The 24,157-nt window shown below is 43.5% G+C and carries 13 protein-coding genes and 2 pseudogenes; 6 read left to right on the forward strand and 9 right to left on the reverse strand.

The window, feature by feature from the left end; genetic code table 11:
* Nucleotides 1-56: 56 nt before the first annotated feature.
* Nucleotides 57-284, reverse strand: a complete 228-nt coding sequence (locus V7K48_RS11235) for a hypothetical protein (protein WP_335072378.1) — start codon at nucleotides 282-284, stop codon at nucleotides 57-59.
* A gap of 207 nt (nucleotides 285-491) precedes the next feature.
* The gene (locus tag V7K48_RS11240) at nucleotides 492-5,975 is read right to left on the reverse strand and encodes a calcium-binding protein (RefSeq protein WP_335072380.1); all 5,484 of its coding nucleotides are present in this window, start codon (nucleotides 5,973-5,975) and stop codon (nucleotides 492-494) included.
* An 872-nt stretch (nucleotides 5,976-6,847) separates the two neighbouring features.
* Here V7K48_RS11240 and V7K48_RS11245 point away from each other — a divergent pair.
* Together V7K48_RS11245 and V7K48_RS11250 are read left to right on the forward strand one after the other, a co-directional pair.
* The gene (locus V7K48_RS11245; RefSeq protein ID WP_335072382.1) at nucleotides 6,848-10,456 is read left to right on the forward strand and encodes an NB-ARC domain-containing protein; all 3,609 of its coding nucleotides are present in this window, start codon (nucleotides 6,848-6,850) and stop codon (nucleotides 10,454-10,456) included.
* A gap of 32 nt (nucleotides 10,457-10,488) precedes the next feature.
* Entirely contained in the window at nucleotides 10,489-11,184 is a 696-nt protein-coding gene (locus V7K48_RS11250; protein WP_335072384.1) for a response regulator transcription factor, read from the forward strand.
* Between the two features lie 581 nt (nucleotides 11,185-11,765).
* Here the strand turns inward: V7K48_RS11250 and V7K48_RS11255 are convergent.
* On the reverse strand, nucleotides 11,766-12,050 hold the full coding sequence (locus V7K48_RS11255) for an Npun_R1517 family heterocyst differentiation transcriptional regulator (protein WP_335072386.1): 285 nt from the start codon (nucleotides 12,048-12,050) through the stop codon (nucleotides 11,766-11,768).
* 889 nt (nucleotides 12,051-12,939) lie between these two features.
* Between V7K48_RS11255 and V7K48_RS11260 the strand changes: the two genes are divergently transcribed.
* From V7K48_RS11260 to V7K48_RS11275, 4 genes are all read left to right on the forward strand, one after another.
* Nucleotides 12,940-13,299 carry an NAD(P)H-quinone oxidoreductase subunit M gene (locus V7K48_RS11260; RefSeq protein WP_334980022.1) on the forward strand — a complete coding sequence of 120 codons (360 nt, stop codon included), beginning with the start codon at nucleotides 12,940-12,942 and terminating at the stop codon, nucleotides 13,297-13,299.
* Nucleotides 13,300-13,878: 579 nt separating this feature from the next.
* Nucleotides 13,879-16,158, forward strand: a complete 2,280-nt coding sequence (locus tag V7K48_RS11265; RefSeq protein ID WP_335072388.1) for a protein phosphatase 2C domain-containing protein — start codon at nucleotides 13,879-13,881, stop codon at nucleotides 16,156-16,158.
* A 148-nt stretch (nucleotides 16,159-16,306) separates the two neighbouring features.
* Nucleotides 16,307-17,890, forward strand: coding sequence for a CHAT domain-containing protein (locus tag V7K48_RS11270; protein WP_335072390.1), 1,584 nt, complete (start codon nucleotides 16,307-16,309; stop codon nucleotides 17,888-17,890).
* 147 nt (nucleotides 17,891-18,037) lie between these two features.
* Nucleotides 18,038-18,685 (forward strand): hypothetical protein, encoded by a 648-nt coding sequence (locus V7K48_RS11275; protein ID WP_335072392.1) that lies wholly within the window; start codon nucleotides 18,038-18,040, stop codon nucleotides 18,683-18,685.
* Between the two features lie 242 nt (nucleotides 18,686-18,927).
* Here V7K48_RS11275 and V7K48_RS11280 read toward each other — a convergent pair whose 3' ends face one another.
* The 6 genes and pseudogenes from V7K48_RS11280 to V7K48_RS11305 form a co-directional block, all read right to left on the reverse strand.
* Nucleotides 18,928-20,310, reverse strand: a complete 1,383-nt coding sequence (locus V7K48_RS11280; protein WP_335072394.1) for a PrsW family glutamic-type intramembrane protease — start codon at nucleotides 20,308-20,310, stop codon at nucleotides 18,928-18,930.
* Nucleotides 20,311-20,766: 456 nt separating this feature from the next.
* Nucleotides 20,767-21,369 carry a DJ-1/PfpI family protein gene (locus V7K48_RS11285; protein ID WP_335072396.1) on the reverse strand — a complete coding sequence of 201 codons (603 nt, stop codon included), beginning with the start codon at nucleotides 21,367-21,369 and terminating at the stop codon, nucleotides 20,767-20,769.
* Between the two features lie 317 nt (nucleotides 21,370-21,686).
* The gene (locus V7K48_RS11290; protein WP_335072398.1) at nucleotides 21,687-22,139 is read right to left on the reverse strand and encodes a nitrate reductase associated protein; all 453 of its coding nucleotides are present in this window, start codon (nucleotides 22,137-22,139) and stop codon (nucleotides 21,687-21,689) included.
* 130 nt (nucleotides 22,140-22,269) lie between these two features.
* Nucleotides 22,270-22,724 (reverse strand): annotated as a pseudogene (locus V7K48_RS11295) (molybdopterin dinucleotide binding domain-containing protein); the annotation flags it as partial.
* Nucleotides 22,725-22,950: 226 nt separating this feature from the next.
* Nucleotides 22,951-23,806, reverse strand: a pseudogene (locus V7K48_RS11300) (MFS transporter).
* Nucleotides 23,807-23,875: 69 nt separating this feature from the next.
* A complete protein-coding gene (locus V7K48_RS11305; protein ID WP_442949432.1) occupies nucleotides 23,876-24,025 on the reverse strand; it encodes a hypothetical protein in 150 nt (49 codons plus the stop codon).
* Nucleotides 24,026-24,157 lie beyond the last annotated feature (132 nt).

The raw sequence follows: 24,157 nt of genomic DNA on the forward strand, positions 1-24,157 counted from the left end.
AATAATCGCTACAATTCCCTCCCACCCTGTGCAAGTAAACGAACGGACAGTAATTGTCATCCTAGATTGGTGAAATCCCACAGACTAAGGGTATTGGCTTCTACTCCAATGAGTGTAGCTAAGACTTCACCATCCTGTTTCCTGATTAGAGTATCCCTGGTGTTAGTGCCAATGCCTTGAGTAATGCTGATCTGTTCAAATGTCAGACCATTCAATAATCCTAGATAATCGCTACCAACTGTAAAGTTGAAAATGGTGTCACTTCCAGTCTCGCTTGCCAGCACGAACAGATCACGACCGCTGCCGCCGTATAATATAGGTCTTACGCACTGTACAAAATAACCGTCTTATGCATAAAGGTAAATACGTTGTTTAAGGCTTTTATTAATCACTCTTGATTGGTTGCAAAAGCCAAAATATCATTGAAAAATCTAGCTATAAGCCTTGAAAACTATACCTGTTACTTTGGCTTCTCTGTCAATGCGTAAGTCCTATAATATATCTTCACCCGTTCCACCATTGAAAATATTGTCACCGTCGCCACCTGTAAGATAGTCGTTGCCAGCCCCACCTTCTAAGGAGTTGTTACCAGTGCCTCCATCAAGAGTATCGTTACCGTTATTACCAAAGAGATAATCATCTCCGTCCTGCCCTTGCAGGATATCGGCATCGTCGCCACCCTGAATATTGTCATTACCACTGCCTCCATAAAGAGTGTCGTTACCTTCTTGGCCAAAGAGTTGGTCGTTACCGTCGCCGCCTATAAGTTGGTCATCGCCCAATCCACCCTCTAGGTAGTCATTATCAGCGCCACCATCAAGAATGTCGTTGCCTGCGCCACCGTAGAGTTGATCGTTGCCTAATCCAGCTAGGAGTTGGTCATTGCCTAACCCACCTTCTAGGTAGTCATCACCAGCACCCGCATCAAGAATGTCGTTCCCTTCTTGACCAGAGAGTAGATCGTTGCTATCGCCTCCCAAAAGATTGTCATCACCGATTCCACCATATAAGTTGTCATTATCAGCACCGCCATTGAGGGTGTCGCTACCATCTTGACCGTAGAGGAAATCATTACCGTTGCCCCCGGTCAGTTGGTCATTGCCGTTTCCACCTTCAAGGTAATCATTACCAGCACTGCCATCAAGGGCATCATCGCCGTCTCGACCATATAGTTGGTCGTTGCCATCGCCACCATCTAGTTGATCAGCACCAAAGCCACCATCTAAGTAGTCATTGCCAGCCTGCCCTAGCAGCTTATCAGCATCATCACCCCCATAGAGGAAGTCCTCGCCGATGCCGCCATCGAGGTAGTCACGCCCTTGCTGCCCGAAGAGTTGGTCATCACCCGTGCCCCCCTCAAGGCGGTCATCGTCATTGCCGCCATCAAGATAGTCCTGACCTGCTTGACCATAAAGGCGATCGCTCCCCTCTCTGCCATAGAGATAGTCATCGTCTGAGCCACCATCGAGGAAGTCAGCGCCAGCGCCACCATCCAGGATATCGTAGCCTTGCTGACCGTAGAGGCGATCATTACGTTCATTACCATTGAGTTGGTCATTGTCTAACCCACCATCAAGGTAGTCATCGCCAGTATTGCCGTTAAGTAGGTCATCACCTTGTTGACCGTAAAGGCGATCGCTACCTTCGTTGCCATTGAGTAGGTCATCGCCTGCTCCACCATCAAGGTAGTCATCACCAGCTTGCCCTAAAAGGGTATCTATACCAGTACCTCCGTAGAGAGCGTCATTTCCCGCTCCACCTTCGAGGTTGTCATCACCAGCTTGACCGTAAAGTTGATCGTTACCGTTGTCGCCATAAAGTAGGTCATTACTGTCACCTCCATCCAGCAGGTCATTGCCTAACCCGCCATTTAAGGTGTCTTCACCGACTTGACCATAGAGGCGATCGTTACCGTCGTCGCCATAAAGTTGGTCATTACCGTCACCCCCATCCAGCAGGTCATTACCCAACCCGCCATTTAGGGTATCTTTATCGGCCTGACCATAAAGTTGATCGTCCCCGTCTCCTCCATTGAGGTAGTCCTCGCCTATGCCACCATCGAGGAGGTCATCGCCTGTGCCACCTTGGAGATAGTCATTGCCTTCCTGACCATAAAGTTGGTCGTTGCCATCGCTGCCATAAAGTTGGTCATCGCCTGTGCCGCCTTCGAGATAGTCATTGCCAGTATTACCATTTAAGGTGTCTCTGCCGTCTTGACCGTAGAGTTGATCGTTGCCGTCTCCTCCATTCAGATTGTCATTGCCAGCTTCACCTTTGAGGAGGTCTTCATCGGCTTGACCATATAGGTTGTCGTTACCGTCTCCACCGTAAAGGCGATCGCTTCCTGTGCCGCCATCAAGGTAGTCGTCGCCAGCTTCACCGTAAATTAGGTCATTGCCACCCAACCCACTGAGGGTATTGTTTCCAGCGTCGCCGATGAGCAAATCCTCAAATTCAGAACCTTCTAGGTTTTCAATCGCTTGGAGGCGATCGCCTTTGGCATCTCCAGCCCAGCCTGTACCCGTTGTCAGACTAACAGATACACGCGTCGCAGAGGTGAAATAGGAAGCCGTATCATTGCCTTCTCCACCATTGAGGCGATCGGCATCCTTACCCCCAACCAAGAAATCGTCACCGTTTTCGCCAGAAAGAGTGTCTTTACCACCCTCGCCAAAAATGATGTCGTTGCCGTCTTTGGCGTTAACAACATCATCGCCATCTCCAGCATGAATGATATTGACTTTGGCATCGCCGATGATTTCATCATTGAAGGCAGAGCCGATCACATTTTCAACATTAAAGATTTGGTCAGTGCTGCCAAAGCCGTCTTTAGCGTAGTTTTGCTCTAAGTTAACTCTGACTGAACTAGGATCACGGCGATAACTAACGGTATCAATGCCATCGCCTCCGTCAAGGGAGTCATTGCCAGCATTGCCAACTAACAGGTCATTCCCGACTAAGCCTAAGATGCTGTTATCTAAGTTGTTGCCAATTAGAACATCATCAAATCTAGAACCGATGATATTTTCTAGATTTCGTAGAGTATCTACAGTGCCAAACCCATCTTTAGCTGTACCTGGGGCGATCGTAAAGTTTGGTTCTGTGTCGGTAGGTATGAGGCTGGTTGTAACTATGGTTGTGTGGAGAGAGCCGCCGGGATTTTGGTAGTTCTGTGCCTCATCAATATTGACGACTACACCACTGGGGGAGTTGTCGTAGCTGACGGTATCGACTTCGGTGCCTCCGTCAATAAAGTCATTACCTGCTTCTCCCAGCAGTAGGTCGTTGCCTACTTCACCTAACAGCTGATCATCGTCAGCACCGCCGTATAGAGTGTCAGCATCAGCACCACCGTATAGGGTATCAACACCAGCATCACCATAGAGAAAGTCATTGCCAACTTCTCCATCAAGACGGTCATTGTCTATACCTCCGTAGAGGCGATCGCTGTCGTCACCACCTGTTAGTTCGTCATCGCCAGCATCGCCATAGGGGAAGTCATTTCCGCCTTCGCCGGAGAGTGTGTCATTCCCCTGACCGCCATTAAGAGTGTCATTGTCTATACCCCCGTAAAGCTTGTCGCTGCCAGCACCACCTTCTAGTTTGTCATTGCCAGCATCACCTTTGAGAAGGTCATTTCCGTCTTCACCGAAGAGTTTGTCATTCTGCAAGCCGCCGTCAAGGGTGTCATTGCCTGCACCACCATTTAGTAAATCATTGTCAGCGTCTCCAAAAAGTTGATCGGCTCCTTCTCCACCATTCAAGGTATCATTCTGATCGCCACCCCTTAACTCATCGTTTTCATTTCCACCATCTAGAATATCGTTACCGATATTACCAAAAAGTCGATCTTCTCCAATTCCACCTATTAAAGTGTCATTTCCAGCATATCCATCTAGTTGATCATTTCCTTCATCACCGTAGATAAGATCATCATCTTCTAAACCAAGAAGATTGTCGTTATCAGCTCCACCTCTCAAAGTGTCTTTACCTTTACCACCTACTAGAAGGTCATTGCCTCCCATACCTTTTAACTCGTCATTACCATCATCACCGTAAAGCTTGTCGTCATCAGCTCCACCATCAAGAATGTCATTATCTTTACCACCAATGAGCAGATCCTGACCTTTACTGCCCACAAGAGTATCATTACCTTCATCGCCGTATAATCGGTCTTTACCATCGCCACCATCTAGATAATCATTACCATTTCTACCTAGAAGTTGATCGTCATCTTCATCTCCGTAGAGCTTATCGCTCTGATTATTTCCATAAAGAACATCATCTCCTATGCCACCGTGAAGTTCGGCAATAATATCTACCTGAATATTGATAGAATCATTGTTTGTTCCAGCATTAGCAATAATTTTTTTTATGCCAGAACGAGACTCTTCTGCACCAAAAGCTTTGACTTTTCCTGATTCAACTACAAAAAACTCCTCAGTCTTCTCTTTTTCTATATTTCGGAATTTAGCATCATTACCAACATTAAGTATGAGATTTTCTCCATCAATTCTTGATAAGTTAGGTGGTTCAGTTTGAGAATTAGAACTATCATTGTTAAAATCGAAAATATCGACTGTAACTAGAGTCTTTTCTTTTCTATTATATACCTCGTCAAGATTTCCACTAAATAGCCCTGATACAACTTTGATTGGATTTGGACTAATATACTCTACATACAAATCAGCACCAGCATATATCTTACCGTTAATAGAGCTTGAGATATTTCCTAAGCTTTCTAGTCTAACTTTTTTCGGTTCTTTTCCATTAGAAGAAATATTGAAGTCAATATTGCCTTCAATAAATAATTTACCACCTGCCTCAGCAGCTTTTATTGGATCAATACCAAGAGCAGCACCAGCTTGTCCAAAAATGTTAGCAGTAGCTGTGAATAGAGGATTACTACCGTCTATATAAAGACCTTTAAGGGGATCACTTGTTTTAATTCCCTCAGTGTCAAATCCAAATGTAAGTCCAGGACTACTAAAACTGGCTGTAGCTCCAAACTTGATATTGGCATTTATCGGAGGAATTGGTATTATAGGTATAGAAGGAAGAGGCACATCATAAGCAATACCAGCCCCAAGCTTGGGCAGTGTAAGTCTCAAAATATCTACATTATTATCCTTACCTAGAAGTAACTTAAATACTTCATTTGAATTGTCAAAAAGTGGGAAAGAAAAACCAGTATTTTTTGCATTGCTAATAAAAGATTTTAGGCCATTTTTGCTAAGATAATCAAGTGTAGTCTCAGGATTAGGGATTGAATTTAGTGTATCCCCACTACCATTAATACCAAAACTACCTATTGAAATTAAACCAATTTTGGAAGCAATTTTTTCTGTGTTCTCAATTTCATTGAAAAGATTGCTAAAGTCACTAACCTTCGTTAGCAAACCAAAGTCCTTACTATTACCAAACTTATTAATCAACTTTTTTAAAGTTATAGGTACTCCAGCAGGCTCAAGAATTTTAAGAGGTTCTATTTCCTTATCTAAGGCTTTATTAATTATTTTGAAAGGCGTAAGCACACTATCAATTTTATTCAGAATCGGCTTAGTAAAATCCTGCACAAAAGAGCGTGCATCTAGTGCGACGTTAAAATTAAGACTAAGATTAGTATTATTGGTATTCTCAAGGGAAAAATCTGAAGCAGTAACTATAAATTGTGGTAGACCTTTACCAATACCAAAATTTGTTTTTAGAGAAAGAGCATCCAAATTTAGTTTGCCCTTGTCAAGATTAACCCAATTTGGATCGCTTGCTTTACTCTCAAAAACTTTATCAAAGGTGTCCTCTACTTTCTGAAAAAGTTCAGTTTCTGTAGCAGCATCTTTGATGTTGGTTTGTGATTGATTGATACTATCCTGTAGTTTTTTAAAGTCAGTATTGAAAATACTAGGAGTTTTAAACGACTCTAAAATCTTGCTGAGTTGCGATAAACTACTTTGAGCTTGTTGTACAGTTACCATGCGAATTAAATCCTATTGAAACTAAAGTTTGTTGAAGAAAACAGAAATACACTCGTCAGATGTTGAAAAAAATTTTCCTATCTACAATCGCACCCCTTCCAAACCCCGATAACTTAAGTGCGTAGGCGCAGCCCGCCGTAGGCATCGCATCGCAATTCCAAACCATTAGCCAGAAAAAAACCAGCGAACGAATAAACATCGTCGCTCACAACTGCTATGGCTCAACTAGATGAAAAATTTATCGCACTCAACACCTTCTGGTGTTTGGGTAAACACTTTACCTATATTTAATCATTGGGCAGATTCCTGTCCTCAAACTGAATAATATAAATACTCTATAGCCTTGTATAAAGTTTGACGGTCGGAAAAGGTCGGAAAAAAGTCGGGTCTTTTTGGTAGATTTACATAAACTTTTTGGAAAAATCAAGTTTATAGTGGGAAAATCATAGTTAACCTGGTATTACTACGAAAATAAATAACAGTTGAAGAAGCGATCGCTTTACTGCAAAACCATACGCGTAGCTTGCTTAAGAGTCGGGGTACGGTGGTCTATGCCAATGCACCGAAAAATTAGCCAGCAGTGAGACGATCGCTTGATGGTAGTATTGCGATCGCCTTTAGTGACTTGATTGCTATTGCTTCAATTCTTTAATCTAAAATCGTTCGACTGAGCGACTTGTCCTGAGCGGAGCCGTTCGCGCAGCGTCCCGTAGGGAAGGAAGCCGAAGTCCAAAATCCAAAATTGGTTGACTTGAGAGCAAGACCAAAGCTGTAAAAATGTCGGCTCTTCTTGGTAGATTTACCTAAACTTTAAGAAAACATAAAGCTTACAGTGGGAATATTGTAGTTAACCTGTATTACTAGGGAAATAAATGACGGTTGAAGAAGCGATCGCACTCGTTGAACGCTTACTGGAACGGGGACGCTTAACAAGAGCACAAGAGATTGTATTCTGCTACTCCTGGGAAGGGAAAACTTACCTAGAAATGGCGCGAGAAGTCACATACGACCCCGGTCACATCAAAGATGTTGGCTCGCAACTATGGCGATCGCTCTCTCAAGCTTTAGATGAAAAAGTTACCAAGAATAATCTGCACGGAGTCCTGAAGCGAACCGCACACCAGCACAATCGCACAAACACATCTCCAACATTAAACCTTCAGCCCTTCACGCCTTACCTCGATTGGGGAGAGGCGATCGACGTTTCCTGCTTCTATGGACGTATCACTGAATTAGAAACCTTGAGCCAATGGATTGTGCGCGATCGCACTCGTCTGGTGGTACTGCTAGGTATGGGTGGTATGGGCAAAACTGCACTCTCAGTCAAGTTAGCAGAACAGTTGCAGGGAGAATTTGAGTATGTCATTTGGCGATCGCTGCGGCACGCACCTTTTTTACATGACAAGCTGACGGACTGCATCAAAATTCTTTCCAATCAACAAGTTATCACATTGCCCGCTGACCCTCACGAGCAAATCACCTGTTTAATCGAGTCCCTTCGGAAATCTCGCTGCTTGCTGATTCTAGATAATTTTGACACGCTGTTGCAACATGGTAGGCAGACAGGCTGTTATCGGGAGGGCTATGAATCCTACGGTGAACTTTTGTGGCGATTAGGAGAAACTGGGCATCAAAGCTGTGTTCTGCTCACCAGTCGGGAAAAACCTGCCCAAGTCGCTGCCTTGGAAGGTGATGCTTTGCCAGTTCGGACTCTTGCTCTATCAGGATTAGAAGTCGCAGCCGGAGAAACAATTCTATCGCTCAAAGGGTTATCAAGTACAGAGAACGAAACCCGCCAACTGATTGAATGTTACCGTGGTAATCCCCTGGCGTTGAAAATTGCTGCAACCTCAATTCGGCACTTGTATGAAGGCAGCATTGCCCGCTTTTTTACCGAAGGCACAACGGTCTTTAATGGTATTAGCAATCTCATAGAGCAGCAATTCCAACGACTCTGTGCCTTGGAGCAACAAGTTATGCACTGGTTGGCGATTCACCGGGAAAGCGTTTCTGTGGCGGAATTGCAAACCAATCTTGCAGCACCAGTGCCTAAACCGAAGTTAATAGAAGTGCTGGAGTCTTTATGCTGGCGTAGTTTGATTGAAAGCAACACTACGGGATTCACACAGCAACCTGTCGTAATGGAATACGTGACAGATCGTTTGATTGAGCAAGTATGTCAGGAAATTGTGACGGAATTGCCGCAATATCTCCTCAGTCATGCCTTGATGAAAGCCCAGGCAAAAGACTATATCCGCGATAGTCAAATTCACCTAATTGTGCGGCCTATCCTGGATCAACTGCAAATAACCCTTGGCTCAACTCGTCAGCTTGAGCATAAACTGGGCAGACTGATTAATAAACTGCAAGACGAAGCTGTAGATACAGTTGATTATGGTGGCGGCAACCTGCTGAATTTGTTTGCACAATTAGAAACTGATTTAACCGGGTATGACTTTTCTGGTCTCAACATTCGTGACTGCGATTTGCGATCGCTCAATTTACATCAAGTCAACTTTACCCAAACAACATTTCGAGAGTGTGCATTTGCTGCAACCTTTGGCGGCATTACTAGTGTTGTCTTCAGTCCAGATGGACGCCATCTTGCTACCAGTGATACTAACGGTGAACTTTATATCTGGGATGCCAACAATGGCAAACAACTCTTTAGCTGTAAGGAACACAATAGTTGGGTGTGGAGTGTTGCCTTTAGCCCTGTGCATCCGGTGTTAGCTAGTTGCGGTCAGGATCATACAATCAAACTTTGGGACACCACCACAGGTAAATGTCTTAAGACGCTGCATGGACACGCCAGCATCGTCACAGCGCTGGCTTTTAGTCCCGATGCTCAATTCCTTGCCAGTGCTAGCTACGACCACACAGTCAAACTCTGGCATCTTACCACAGAAAAATGTGTGCAAACATTGGAGGGACATAGTACTTGTGTATGGAGTGTAGCGTTTCATCCCACAGGTAAAACCCTAGCAAGTGCTGGTGAAGATAACACAATCAAGTTGTGGAATCTAGAAACTGGATGCTGTGTGCAAACCCTAGAAGGTCATCAGCACTGGATAAAAGCGATCGCCTTTAGCCCAGAGGGACAAATGTTAGTCAGTGCAAGTTTTGATCAAACTGTGAAACTGTGGGATGTACATACTGGAGTGTGGGTATGTTTCATGACGTTGCTGGGACATACAGGTGTCGTAACATCCGTAGCATTTAGTCCACAGGGTAAGCGAGTCGCAAGTGGCAGTTATGACAAAACTGTGAAGATTTGGGATACGGTCACCGGCAAATGTTTGGATACGCTCAATAAGCATAGAAACCGTATTTGGTCAATTGCTTTTCACCCCCAAGGACACTTGATTGCTAGTGGTGGGGATGACCATGCAGCTAGAGTCTGGGAGCTTAAGAGTGGAAAGTGTACTAAAACCTTACAAGGGCATAGCAATATTATTTATGCGATCGCTCACAGTTGGCAACAAAACTTACTTGCCAGTGGACATGAAGACCAGACAATCAAACTTTGGGATGTCAACCTGAATGTTCCACAACGCTTAAAAGTTGACCTCCAGCCTTTTCGTGTACTCCACGGACACAGTAATCGTGTCTTTGATGTTGCCTTCAGTTCTGATAGGCAATTCCTGGCTAGCGCTAGTGCCGATCGCACCATTAAACTCTGGAGTCCCCATACAGGACAATGCCTCAAAACCTTGTATGGTCATGGGAGTTGGGTCTGGGCGATCGCCTTCAGTCCAGACAGTAACTTCCTTGCTAGTGGCAGCTACGACCACACAATCAAGATTTGGGATCTTGGTTCTGGTGAATGTTTGCAAACATTGCAGGGGCATCCTGGTTGTGTGCTGGCGATCGCCTTTAGCCCTGATGGCAAAACTCTCTTCAGCGGTGGCTATGAAAAGATAGTTAAACAGTGGGATGTTAAAACAGGCAATTGTCTTCATACTTGGGAGGCAGATTCTAACCGTGTTTGGGCAGTTGCTGTCAGTCCAGATACTCAATACGTTGCTACTGGGGGTGATGACTCCTTGGTACGACTGTGGGACATCCACACAGGGTTTTCTCTGCGGACATTCTCTGGACATACTAGCCAGGTAGTCTGCATTCTGTTCACCGCCGATGGTAGCCGCATGATTAGCGGTAGTAGCGATCGCACCATCAAAATTTGGCATGTGGCTACTGGAGACTGCCTTGCTACACTAGAGAATCACCAAAATTGGGTGTGGTCGCTCAGTGTGAGTCCAGACGATCAAACTCTCCTCAGCGGTAGCCAGGATGAAACAATCAACTGTTGGGATATTGGTACAGGAGAATGCTGGACAACTTTGCGGCCAGCCCGTCCATATGAAGGCACGATTATTACAGAGGTTAAAGGGTTGACCGAGGCAGAGATGTCAACTTTAAAAGCTTTGGGGGCGGTAGAGGTGAATTCAGATTGTTCAATCACTGTCAACTTTCGCTAAATTGGAAAAAGATAAACTCAAGGGAATTTTAAATGTCAGCACAATTGTTACTGGTGGATGATGAACCAGGCATACGGGAAGCCGTGAAAGACTATTTGCAAGAGAGCGGTTTCAGCGTTCAAGTCGCCAGTAACGCCCTTGAAGGTTGGGAATGGATGCAGCTGAATACACCGGATTTAGTGATTTCTGATGTCATGATGCCTCAGGTGGATGGCTATCAGTTCCTCAAGCAATTACGAGAAGACCCCCGCTTCCAAGCGCTCCCAGTAGTATTTTTAACTGCTAAAGGTATGACAGGCGATCGCATCCAAGGCTATCATGCTGGTGTTGATGCCTATCTACCCAAACCCTTCGATCCAGACGAGTTAGTGGCTATAGTCGAAAATTTGCTAGCCCGCCGTGCTGCTAAGGCTTCAAGTACGGGAGATGATGCTGAAACCCCTGATCTTGCTGAACTAGCTAATCAGATTGCCCAAATTAAGGCATTGTTAACTCAGAGAAATGCTATTTCCCAATCGCCAGCTCCTTTCAAGATTGATTTGACTCCCAGAGAACAAAGTGTTTTAAACTTGGTCGCTGAAGGGTTGATGAACAAAGAAATCGCCCGACGCTTAGAAACCAGCGTCCGCAATGTAGAAAAGTACGTCAGCCGTTTGTTTAGTAAAACTGGCACCAATAGCCGTACAGAGTTAGTTCGTTTTGCTCTAGAACACGGTCTTGCTAAATAGAAATGGGCATTGGGCATTGAGAAGAGGTAGAGGGGCAGTTCTTGCAGGGGGAGAATGAAAAATCACCTCTTTCCCCTCTGCTATCTGCTCCTCTTGATTAAATCTTCTTTTGATTGTGGGTAATTGGTAATAGGTAACTGGCTGCTAAACCATAACCTATTACCAGTAATAGATAAAACATAAGTATTTCAGCAATCAGGCACTGAGCTAGAGCAAAAAGCTAAAAGAAAGGTTATTTATTTTTACTTTGGTCTTTTAGGTTTGCATTTGATTTGCGCTTGTTGTCCAATTCCCTATCTGTAAAGACACAGGGTTTTATTATTCCTGCAATGTTTTGATAAAAACTCGGTAAAATGCACCCGGCTGAATTTGATCTCAGATTCTACCAGTACCCTTTGCTACAAAGTTTTTAATGGAGGAAACTGTTCCTGGGACTTTGTGTTGCTAAAGACTTTCATAAAGTAAAAATCACAGTATTTGATGAATTCTACTTACTGCTTAGTTTCTATTGCAACGGGGGTATGGGATCAATATTTGATTTGATGCCCAATTCACGTTTTGCCGCTCTTCAAATTACACCTTTAAGTTTGGGGATTCTCGGTAGCATTACGCAAACGCATTAGCTGGCGTCGCATTTGAGGTGAGGCTTTGAACTCGGATACTTCCTGCGCTTTGACGGACGCTTGTAGCGTCTCTAAAAAGTCGTCAGAACCCACAGTCAAGGCATCAAGTAGCACCTGTAAGAGCTGCTCACGATCGCCCAATAGACTCTTTTCCTCAATCAACCGGAATTTGAGATGTATTTCGCACTCATAAACACCTACTTCGAGATTATTTATCTGGCGTGGTAATGCTTTGGAGTTCATAGCTATTGAGATTCCTTTACTTGGTGGTCATGAGGCTAAGGAGGTAGATGTCGAACAAAAATTCTTTATATCTCTTTTGAATCCAAAGTGCTTGAATTAAGAATTTTTCTTCATCAATCACCTTTGTATTCCATTTCACTCTCCTGTGCTTTATTTTAAAGCTAGATTTTCACTGTCTAGATTTTGATGTGACTGTGCCAGATGTAGCTTATGGTAAGCCATAACTATTATTCAGTTTTTAAAATTCTACACAATAAAGTTTCTGTAAGAAGTTGTTCGACCTTTTTAAAGGTTTTTACATCAACTTTATGTTAACGCCAATAAAAGTTGAACTTGTTACTTTGATTTTGGTATTTATACGTAAGCAAAACTGCTGAATTTTTTTGAGTTTATTAAAGCCAGAGGTCGATGTAGCCCTATTCAGTAAAATTACTAGATGTACTTTTTTTTCAGTAGAAAATTCCGGAAAAATTGCTCAGCATAATTATTAAGGTAAAAATTTTTGTTCTCCCCAAAAAAATGTACACAGATCAAATTATTCCAGCTGATCGCCTCACCCTACTGCCTTCTAAGCTGAGTGAGTATAAAAATCTTAGTAGTAGGAAGATCAGGACACCGCTTAAACTTGTTTGTATGCTCCAAAGAAAAACACTCTACCCAGTACTTTTTGCAGAAAAATAATTGGACTACTGTCAGTACTAGCAACTAAATTTGTCTTCAACTCCTAACAGAAGTAGTAAGTTAATCACTACAACTGATATTTTTACTTATGCCCATTCAATATACCCTTTTGAAACTGCGTTCAAAGCTTGTAAATCGAGAGCATTCAAGCTCGGATATAGCGTCTACAATAATTTCAGTGTAATCCACCCAAATCTTACATCCTTTTATGGATAACCCGATGCTGCTCAAGTCCACAACCCGACATGTCCGCATTTTTGCAGGCGAAATTGACCGGGATGGCGACCTGGTTCCCAGTGAACAGGTTTTAACGTTAGATGTTGACCCAGATAACGAATTTAACTGGAATGAAGATGCACTGCAAAAGGTTTATCGAAAATTTGATGAACTAGTAGAAGCATCTAGTGGCGCAGACCTTACAGACTATAACTTACGCCGTGTGGGGTCAGACTTAGAGCATTATCTGCGATCGCTCCTCCAACTCGGCGAAATCAGCTACAATCTCTCTGCCCGTGTCACCAACTACAGCATGGGAGTTCCCCAAGTTGCAATTGACGATAAACAATAAGCGAATGAGTTAGTAGCGAGTTGGCTGAACCTTTGTGACAATTTAGGTCATCTGGAAAAGCCCACAAAAAACCTAACCCCCTAACTCCCTTCCCGACGCTCTAAGGGGGAAATTCTAAATCTCTCTCCTGGTAGGAGAGAGATTTAGAGAGGTTTTCTTGATTCATCAGGTACTTTTGCCAAAATTATTATATTTGCTATTCTTAATTCTTAATTAAAGTTAATTGTTGCTATCTTACTTATAAACTAAATAAATACCAACCTGATCTGCCTCTTGATGATCGGGTAATTCAGCAAAAGCAAATAGCGCAGTTATGCTTGGGTTATGCTTTGCTAACAGGGTTGGAGTTAGTTGCTTTGGCGATGGAGAGTCACAAGGCAATAAAAGCTATGATGAGGCTGTAGGGTTGACTTAGGAGCGTATTCTTTGGATAAGTTAAGTATTAGCACCTGCTGATATCCGCCAGCTAAAATCATCATCTAAAGTCTGGATATGTCAAGTTAAAGAAAGATGAGCGGTCTAGATTGTCCCTAATAATGCTGTTAAAGAAATTGCCAATCGCTGATCGGTGCGAAAACTATGGAAAATGACGCGGCAACGCTCTACTGTCCAAATGAAAATTGTCAGGCTGCCAACCCCCTGACCCACAAGTTTTGCCAGCGATGTTCCACGCCCCTACCGAAAAATTACCTCTGGGCTGTGGTAGATGCCCCGAGTGTGGGTAGCCCTGGAGAAATATTAGCCGATCGCTATTTAATCCTTGATAAATTTGTTCTTTTAGATACGAAGCCTGGTTTATTAGCGTTAACGCCTGAGTTAGATAATTTACAGCCTCTAAGAGCTTACCTGAGACTCATTCCTTATCGCTTACACGTACCGCAGGTATATGGAGTAATATTTCTCGCTGACGCGCCCTCCCATCGAGAAATATTACTCTTAGAAAAACCGCCACTATTAGTAGATGACACAATCCAACAAGTGCATTTGGGCTGCGAGTTAACTACCGCTTGGCGAGATGCAACATCGATGCGCCAACTCAATTGGTTATGGCAAATAGCTCATCTGTGGCAACCGCTTGCGAGTGAAGGTGTGGCCTCTAGCTTGCTTGACTCCTATGTATTACGGGTAGAAGGATCATTAGTCCGGTTGTTGGACTTGCGTTTCGACACCGCAAAATCACCAGAATTGCCCCAATTAGGTGAATTTTGGCAGCAGTTGGTCAGTGATGCTAAACCAGCTATAGCTAAATTTGTTGAGCAGGTTAGCCTTGCCTTAATTCAGGGAGAGATTAATTCAACTGATCAATTAATCGGAGTTTTAGATGGGGGACTGGCTGGGTTAGGGCGATCGCAAACACCCACAATCAAAATTATCACCAAAACCGACACTGGGCCAAGTCGCCAACGTAACGAAGATGCCTGTAGCCCACCCAGCGGAACTCTGGTGAGCAAACCACCCCAGCCAACAGCCTTAGCAATTGTCTGTGATGGCATCGGTGGACACGAGGGCGGTAATGTCGCCTCAAATTTAGCCATTGAAACAATCCAGCAGCAGGTACAGCAACTAACAAAAGTTCCCTACGACCACATAGACCCCTCACAGCTGCTTTATGACCTCGAAAAGGCAGTGGCAATTGCCAATGACAAAATTAGTCAGCGCAATGACGGTGAAAATCGCCAAGGGCGTCAACGCATGGGCACAACTTTAGTCATGGCATTGCCTGTTGCACACGAAATGTACATTACCCACGTTGGGGATAGTCGTGCCTACTGGATTACCCGTCACGGCTGTTATCAAGTTACCCTCGACGATGATGTTGCCTCCCGCGAAGTGCGGCTAGGTTATGCCATTTACCGCGAGGCAGTGCAACAGAGTGCCGCTGGCTCTCTCGTCCAGGCTTTGGGCATGGGGCCCAGCACTTCATTGCATCCCACATCGGGACGGTTTATGCTCGATGAAGATGCTGTTTTTCTGCTCACATCCGATGGTTTGAGTGATTTTGATCGGGTGGAGGAGTACTGGGAAACAGAAATCTTGCCGATTTTAGTTGGGGAAGCAAGTATAACAAATGTTGTGGATAGATTAGTCGAAATCGCTAATGCTAAGAATGGACACGATAATGTCACCGTCGCTTTAGTCCACTATCAAGTTGAATACTGGGAACCAGAAATCACGATCAAAGCCGTTATTCCGAAGAGTTATTCTGCCAAAACTGCTGATTTTACGTCCAGAGCCACAGATCCGACACTTTTAAATAACCCAAACCATAAAACTCAGGTCATTCCCGACAAGGAGCCGATCAAAACTTCCAGTTTACCTTTACAGTGGATAGTTCCGTTAGTAATTGTAGTAGCAGCAGCTTCTTTAGGATTGTTCATGAAGCAATTCCGATCGCAATCATGGCCATTTCCAATTTTTTCCAATCCAATACAAACTTTAAACCCTACCATCCCAGCGACACCCACACTGCGATCGCTTGCTAACCTTGATCGTGATTGGGTAATAAAAACCAACAATCAAATTTCCTTCGGAAAGAACCAATCGCTTCCCCCCAACAGTTTTTTACAAGTTCTCAGCACAAAACCAGATCCCAAACCTACTTCTGGGGATTTTTCGGTGAATATGCGAGTCTGTACCAATAAAAGTACACCAACTCCCGTAAACACTACAAATCCACCAGCATCCTCCCAAGCTCCATCTAAATCAAAACCTGTATTGAAACCTGAGAAAACAGTATCGATTCAATTTGAACAACTCAACCGTTTTGGAGTCTCTGTTTTACAATCAGACACACCAAGTCCATGTAACGCTACCACCCAACCGCCAGTTATTCAATCACCTAACACCAGTCCAACTTAGTCAAATACTCGATAAACTTGTAAAAACCTGGAATAATAACAGGTAACAACTAGAGTAAAAAATTTACAAGGTAAAAAAGTAGAAAATTTTCACCTTGAAGAATTGTTATTTGAAATTATTTGTTTTTAGCTTTTAGTTTAATGAATCCATGCCATCCCTGAATTTGGCGATCGCCCGTCTCCGAAACACTGGCACTGACAACTTCGCCATTTGGGTGGTCAACGCTCCCTATCCCAGTGGCTACGTTTTACGTGACTGTGTATGGCCTGTTGAACTCACCCAAGTCTGGCAAGAATGGCAGCAGATGTTTGCCGGTCATAGTCACCTAGATATTTCCCCAAACTCAACATCTCAAAAGCCCAACCCATCACCCCTGGATTGGATTTCACCCCCTTCAGGTCAGACTACTGGTCCCCATAGCAGTCGTCTGATGCAATACTTGGGAATGAATTTATGGCGCTGGGTATTCGACGGACAAATTCTCGGTAGTCTAGAACGCAGTCGCGGTATTGCTATGGGTCAGCATACACGTTTGCGCTTTCGACTAGAAATTCGCGATCCGGATCTGATCGCTCTCCCTTGGGAAATTATGCAGCGTGAGCCTGGTCAATCGGCGATGTCTCTCTCCCCAGATTTGCTATTTAGTCGCACCAGCAGTGAAGTTGACGCCTTACCGTATTTGCGAACTGACCAGGCTTTAAGTATCCTGCTGGTTTTAGGTCATGATGAAAAGCTGCAACTAGAACTTGAAGCTGCTATTTTACAGCAAACTCTTGCAGATACGCCTGTAAGTGATAATTCCCAAAGATATGCACCTTGTATAGTGAATCAACTTCTACAACCAACTCCACAGGAGTTGATTGATGAATTAGAAACCAAAGCATACAATGTTTTCTTTTACGCTGGACATGGTTTGCCAGATCCAGACGGGGGGTTACTGTTTTTGCGGCCAGACATGCCACTGAATGGGATAGAATTGGCGCAAGTATTGACCCATACAGGTGTGAAACTAGCAGTTTTCAACGCCTGTTGGGGCGCACAACCAGCTGCTATTAATCATCAAGCTATACCTGCCAGTAGTTTAGCAGAAGTACTGATTCGTAATGGTGTGCCTGCGGTTTTGGGAATGCGCGATGAAATTGCTGACCACGAAAGCCACAGTTTTATTCAAGCCTTTACCGAAGCTTTGCGATCGCACAAGCCAATTGATGAAGCCGTAGCCCAGGCTAGGCAAGAGTTGTTAACACTATATAAATTTAATCAACCTGCTTGGACTTTGCCTGTTCTTTACTTGCATCCAGATTTTAATGGCGAACTGATTAAGAACCTGGATGAAGGGATTACAGAACTACCAGACACAGCCATTCCTGATGTCGATTCCTCGCTTCCGATTGCTTCTTTGCGATCGCTCACCCCAAAAGGTAAAATCTGGTTGTTGCGTTATGGAGTCGTCACTCGTATCGGCCGCACGAGGGACAATGATATTGTCATCCCGGAACCATCTGTTTCTAAACGCCACGCCGAAATCTTCTGCCGCAATACTCTTACTGATGCTACACTGGTGCGAACTTATTACTTGCAAGATTTTTCCACCTACGGGACAACCTGGTTTTTAGGGCCTAATGGCTGGCAACAAATCCTCCGAGAGGAAGTCCCTTTGAAATCGGGAATGCAGTTAAAGTTTGGAAGTGCTAAAGGTGAAACCTGGGAGTTTATTATTGAAGACTCCTAGCTGAGCTATTGCAGAAATGGATTTTAGTCTTTAGTATTAACCTTTAAAATCTGTTTTTCCGAAAGAAAAAATCAACTTTTTTTGCGGAAATCTCTTCTTAGGAATTGTAGCTGTCAATATGACCAAAGAATCTTGAGGCAATAAAAAATGGTTAAAAAAATTAACGGCTCAGACACTTTCTCCTCTTTGCCATCTCAAGTAGATTTAGACTTCTTAGAAGCGTTACTGGAACCAGAGGATGCTACCTATCCCTGGAATCCAGGTGATGATCAATCAGAAGCTTATTTTCAGGAACTAGAACAACAGTTCGGAATACCAGATTTGCTCGAAGAAGAACTGACGACGCGATCGCAAGATTTTTATAGTCATTTAGACACACTTTGGTCTAATATCTCCCTTGAGTCAAACTCTAATCTCAATCCCCAACAGGCAGTAGTGCTTAATCTTGAAGAAACATTACGTACTACTTTTCTTGCCTACGTCCCCCAAGTATTACTCAACGCGATCGCCACCAAAGCTGCTGAGATATTTGCTTCTGGCCAATTAATGGGTGAGCAACTGGTTGAGTGCGTTCAGACAGTACTACCAACTTGGGGAACAGAGGATCTTTTAGTTTTGGCTCGTCCTTTTGCTTACGCTATGCGAAGTAGCGAATCGCAAAACGCGGCATCTGCGCTCAGTAATCTTAAAAATAGTGAGTGGACAGCTTTATCAGAAGTAGAGAAAGCAAAGGTTACTTTAGCGATCGCTTCCTATGCTTTCAATCAACTCGACAAGTCTCAATCTGAACCATAACTTGAGTCAACTATCTCTTTTTTCTACATAAATTTCCGACGCAAGGTAGGCAGATTTATCTACTGATAAAAGCTGTGCTGCGATTTTAAGCATTTACTAATTTTCTGCATTTTAGTATAATGCACCTAAAGTAACATTACGATAAGCTAATTTTCCAATTAGGCCATCTATCCCAAGATATAAATATTCAAAAGTGATTGGGCATTGGTTGTTCTGCCTCATCTCCCTGATTTCCCCATCTCTTATTTTGGGCCAATAAATCGGGTAGCAAAATTTTGCGATCGCGTCGGTGACAGTGCCCGTGCCTTGAGAATTGCCGCCATCAAAAAGGCGTAAGATAACACCCCAACAACTACCAACAGCAAGGCATTGATTGATCCTGTAGCATTCCACAGAGCGTGGAGCGCAGCCGCACTCAGATAACCAATAGAGAGAATTTGCCAACTTCTACTGGGTTTGAGAACAGCCAACCCGATAAAATAACCCAGGTAGCCACTATAAGCCATATGTCCGGCTACAGAGCCTAAAATTCGCGGAATTAGCAGTTGTAAACCCGCCAGTTGACCAGCAGCACCAGTACCCACCTGTTGTGTGACATTTTGAGTAATATCTGGGACATATTGTCCGAGAGTTTCCAAGAGAGTGAAACCCACAGCAGAAGCCGTTCCCAGGAGAATACCATCTAGAGGTTCCCAGACGCCTATGCGTTCCCGCCAAGGTGAAGACAACATTCTACCGATGGCAAAGGCCCCTAGTACAGGCAATGCCTTGAGTAATTCCTCCATCAAGCCAGCGCCAAAAAACATCCGCACCAGTAACTCTGTAAAGGTGATCGATTCTTGGGAAGAGGGCAAGTTTCCAGGCAAAATGCCGCGAAACACGAAGATAAATAAATTCAACAGCGGACTGAGCAAAATCAGCATCGTGCCCAATGTTGCACCCATTAACACCCACCAAGGCTTCTGTTTACCGCAAAGTTGGTAAACAAAATAGTAGGCAGCGAAGGCGATGTAAGTTGCGACGATAACTTGATTAGCTCGGGGCTGACCGACTGTAGCAAACATTAACACTACAAAGATTACAGTTAGGATTCCCGGTACGAGGTAAGCTTTACGAGTTAAATCTTTACCAGTGGAAATAATCGGAAAAAGCTGGGTGAAGCTAACAGAATCTGGCTGCTTTAACTGCGTGTGGTTGTGGTGGTTTGTCGCCGAAGGTAATGGTGTAACTTGGTTAACTGTCGTGGTCGGGGTAAATGAGGTAAACTCGTACTCAAAAACGTATTGTGGACCATCAGCACCTAGAGAAATGCGATCGCCTGGGTGCAATTCCTGACATTCATACAAGCGTTGTCCATTCAAATAAGTGCCATTAGCACTATTCAAATCACAAAGCACCCAGCTGAATTTGCTATCTGGAGATAGAGAAAGGGGACGAACCACCGCATGACGACGAGATACCATTCGGTAGCTCATGGCATCCAAGACAACTTGGCAGCTGGGGTCGCGTCCAATTACCATCTCTTTACTGGGGGGCAGCGAGTAGCGAGATTCTGATCCAAAAGCTGCCCCATTACCAGACACTAGCCGCAGAAATGCATTTTGTCTTGCGTTTTTGCCTGTCATCGATAAGAAGTGCGTTTCTAAACTAATTCTTCACATAATTTGGCAGCAGGACTAACCTTAGCCACATTAACAGCAGCATTGCTAAATCCACTATAGCTTCACTTACTGCTAAGAAATTTAAAATTTCAGATGCAAAATTTTAAATTGTTTCACCTAATGTAAATAAGTATTCCATCTGCGGAGAGTTTGTCCTAAATCTGGCTTGTTAGGCGGATGAATCAGATTGTATCGGTGGTGTACTCTTGACATCCTAGCGGCAAATTAAACCCACACCAATTTATCAAAAATAGTAGTTTTTATTGCATTTAGCTTCATCAAAAAACTATATGATTTTCAGTTGTCTATTGTCAGTTGTTTTTGCCACTGCTAATTGACTAAGCTCCTTCGGGGCAGGGAGTAGGGAGTAGTCAAAGAAACTGCCCCGAAGATTGAACCAAAAGATTTACAGTATCTTGCTCAAACAACTATAGCCAGTTCTGGGTGTTCAATCTTAGTTCCAAGTACTGTGAGGAATTCTGCCAGCCAACGGGGGTGAGCAGGCCAAGCTGGTGCTGTCACCAAGTTACCATCAACTATTGCCTGATCAACAGGGATATCGACATAAATCCCTCCAGCACTCTTGACATCTGGGCTACAAGCAGGGTAACCGGTACATCTCTTGCCTTGTAGTACATCAGCAGCTGCCAATAACTGCAAGCCGTGGCAGATGGCAGCAATCGGTTTATTCGTTTGGGCAAAGTGACGGGCGATTTCTAGCACCTGCTGATTCAGGCGGATATATTCTGGTGCTCGTCCTCCGGGAATGACTAAGGCATCATAGTTTGCAGCTTCTACTTCTGCAAACGTAGCATTTAAAGTGAAATTGTGACCGGGTTTTTCGCTGTAAGTCTGGTCTCCTTCAAAATCATGAACTGCTGTCCGCACCTTGTCGCCAGCTTTTTTGTCTGGGCAAACTGCATGGACAGTGTGTCCCACCATTTGCAACGCCTGGAAAGGAACCATTACTTCATAGTCTTCTACATAATCCCCAACAAGCATCAAAAGTTTTTTTGCAGCCATATTTTTGTTACCCTCACCTATTAGTCAAAGTCTATAGTTGTTTATAAATTGACATACTAGTAAAATTCAACGAGGTTGTCACTAACCCCGTTGGTCTTCAAAACCGTGCTTAATGTTAAATTAAGCGATTCCCTCACAAGAACTGCTCGTCTTCAGAACCGGACGTGACAATGAGCGCGTCATCTGGCTCCTCTATATTTTGACCCTTGATATGGGTACTTCCAACAAGAGATTTGATATCCATTGCTGTTTTTCTGTGGTGATAATGCCTGTGAAGTAACTGAAGGTTGCTGTAGTAAGACTTACGCATTGACTAATTAAAGCAGATAAAATTCTGCCATTGCTCTCTTAAAGTTTTTATTTTCATGTCCTGGGTGGCTGAGTTTAATCAAGGCAAAACGCTGTAAGGGCGTTAAAGCTGCCCAATATTGCTGTGTCAGGGTTACACCTATTTCTTGAGCTTTTTCTTGGAGGCTAGCTGGTACAGTGGCAGAGTCTAGCCATGCAGGATGAAGCTCGATGGGTAATTTTGTCGCTGATATATTTGTACGTTGTATAATTAATTGCTGGATATGGTCGTGGTAAAACTGAATTTCCGTTTTTGTGGTGCAAGGTAATTCGACTAAAGCTTGACGCTCGGCTGTAGTCATTTGATTCCAATCAGACAATTTTAGCTTGATGCCACAGGTATCTAATTTATAACGCACCTGCATGGGGATGCAACGCAGAGAATCAACAAAGTCTGCTTCAAATTGAAAGAAATCTGTCATAAGAAAGTATTTAAAATTAGCTCATTATACTGTTGCTCGACAAACCCAAAATTGCTAGGTGAGGATTGGGATTAAAGTCATAAAAAATTATCATAATTATTGATGATTATTGACAAAATTACCTATTGGTTGTCACTTTTGCCGGAAACTTAGCTTTACCGCAACGCGATCGCACTTTTACACATATATTATCTACAATACCTAACTGAGCAGCATCACGGGGATGCATTTTACAAATTTTTTCAATCCGCCCAGTGCGTGTCTGCGTATGCCAGTGTCTGTAAAGTCGTCCATTAGTTAGCACAAACGGATAATCTGGGTCTAGTGGTTCTGCCAATCCCTTTGAGTAATATGCCTCAAATCGAGCGCGTCCATCAGAGGTGTAGAGGCGTTTGGAGTTAGGAGTGAGAAGTTAGGAGTTGAAGATTCTAATTCATAATTCCTAACTCTTAACTCATAACTTTTTTCTGAATGAGGCCATTGAGTTGGGACTTCTGCTTGTAATTGCTCATGACTGATACCCGTCATATTGTAGGGACGAGTTTTAGTTAGTTTGATAAACTCAGCATAAACTTCAGATACATTGACATTGTATATTTTACATTAACAATGCAGGTTGATACATTGGCATTGCAGATCAAGAGATACGTAGGCATCCGTGAAAGGAGACTTTAATCTAAATCAAAGACGGGGTGGGGTTCCAATACTGCGTAGGTTTTGCCTAAAAAATAAAAATGTTCAACCAAACCTACAAATATTCTTAACCGAGCAGTATTGGGCGGGGTTCTTATTTTTGATTTATGCAAGAGGTCTATTCTTCCGTTAAGAAAGTAGGGTTTTTAGTTGTGATTTCTGGTAATTCGCCCTTATAAGCAGCTGCAAAGGAATCTTTTGGTTCTTTAAGGAAGAAGGCACACATGAAAGCGCAGACTAAAGCAGTTAAACCCATTGTGCTAAATAATGTAGATGCGTCGGTGAAGCTAAAAATTGTCAGGTAAACCACGCCGCCAAAATTACCGTAAGCTCCCACATTACCAGCAATTTGTCCAGTAGCTTCTTTCTTAATTAGGGGTACGATACTGTAGGTTGCACCGCAGCCAGCTTGGGCAAAGTAGGCGGCAAACATTGTAACTGCGATCGCTAACCGCCAGTTAGAAGCAGCAGCGAAAAAGCTAGTAGAAACTGCAATCATCGGCAAGGCAAACTCTGCGCCAAAAGCCCCAAAGTTACCCCAACCGCCATAAATACCTTGAGCAATTCCCATTTCTTTTGGCTGGAACCATTCCGCCACCATGCGGACACCCACAACAAACCCAGATCCGACAATTCCCATCAGCAAACGACTGATCACTAGTTGATTAAAATCTTGCGCTAACACCGTCGCTAAACAGGGAACAGCCGCAAATATCAGCAGGATTGAATAGGTGATTCTGGGGTCAAAACGATCCAAAAGCATCCCAATAATTAGTCGTGCAGGGATTGTGAGGGCAAGATTACAGATGCCCAAAGTTTTGATTTGTTCTGGTGCTAAATGTAGCTCTTTGCCAATAGTTGTAGCAAAGGGAGCAAAATTAAACCACCAGACAAAGGTGAGAGAGAAAGAAAGCAAGCCAAGTTTGATGTAAGATGCGGTAGCGATCGCTGAATGAAAATAATTTTTTAAGCATTTTAATCTTTCTAATTGAAGAAGTGAGGGAGATGAGGACAATGAGCGAAAAAATTAGCTTTAGCAGTTACTAACCGCTAATTACTAAGGCTTCTTGCTTGAGTTTTGCCCCAAAATGTTTAATCAGTAAATCTTGTAATACTAGCTGCAAGTCTTCACAGGGTATGCCTTTGGTCACATAAGTTCTTAAATGAGCGTCTTTGCCGACTTTGCCACCCATATATCAACGGCTTCCAAGGTTTAACCATTTTTGCGAGTTTTACAGCAGTTTGCGATCAAAAAAACCACAAAAATAACTATCGAATAGGCTCAAAAAATAGACCACAATGATTAAACCAATTTAGAGCGTTTT

Source organism: Nostoc sp., from assembly GCF_036919615.1.
Lineage (GTDB): Bacteria > Cyanobacteriota > Cyanobacteriia > Cyanobacteriales > Nostocaceae > Nostoc.

Coding starts and splice junctions, on each gene's coding strand:
- V7K48_RS11240 (WP_335072380.1), bottom strand. CDS start 5,975: ATGGTAACTGTACAACAAGCTCAAAGTAGTTTATCGCAACTCAGCAAG.
- V7K48_RS11245 (WP_335072382.1), top strand. CDS start 6,848: ATGACGGTTGAAGAAGCGATCGCACTCGTTGAACGCTTACTGGAACGG.
- V7K48_RS11250 (WP_335072384.1), top strand. CDS start 10,489: ATGTCAGCACAATTGTTACTGGTGGATGATGAACCAGGCATACGGGAA.
- V7K48_RS11255 (WP_335072386.1), bottom strand. CDS start 12,050: ATGAACTCCAAAGCATTACCACGCCAGATAAATAATCTCGAAGTAGGT.
- V7K48_RS11260 (WP_334980022.1), top strand. CDS start 12,940: ATGGATAACCCGATGCTGCTCAAGTCCACAACCCGACATGTCCGCATT.
- V7K48_RS11265 (WP_335072388.1), top strand. CDS start 13,879: ATGGAAAATGACGCGGCAACGCTCTACTGTCCAAATGAAAATTGTCAG.
- V7K48_RS11270 (WP_335072390.1), top strand. CDS start 16,307: ATGCCATCCCTGAATTTGGCGATCGCCCGTCTCCGAAACACTGGCACT.
- V7K48_RS11275 (WP_335072392.1), top strand. CDS start 18,038: ATGGTTAAAAAAATTAACGGCTCAGACACTTTCTCCTCTTTGCCATCT.
- V7K48_RS11280 (WP_335072394.1), bottom strand. CDS start 20,310: ATGACAGGCAAAAACGCAAGACAAAATGCATTTCTGCGGCTAGTGTCT.
- V7K48_RS11285 (WP_335072396.1), bottom strand. CDS start 21,369: ATGGCTGCAAAAAAACTTTTGATGCTTGTTGGGGATTATGTAGAAGAC.
- V7K48_RS11290 (WP_335072398.1), bottom strand. CDS start 22,139: ATGACAGATTTCTTTCAATTTGAAGCAGACTTTGTTGATTCTCTGCGT.
- V7K48_RS11305 (WP_442949432.1), bottom strand. CDS start 24,025: ATGGGTGGCAAAGTCGGCAAAGACGCTCATTTAAGAACTTATGTGACC.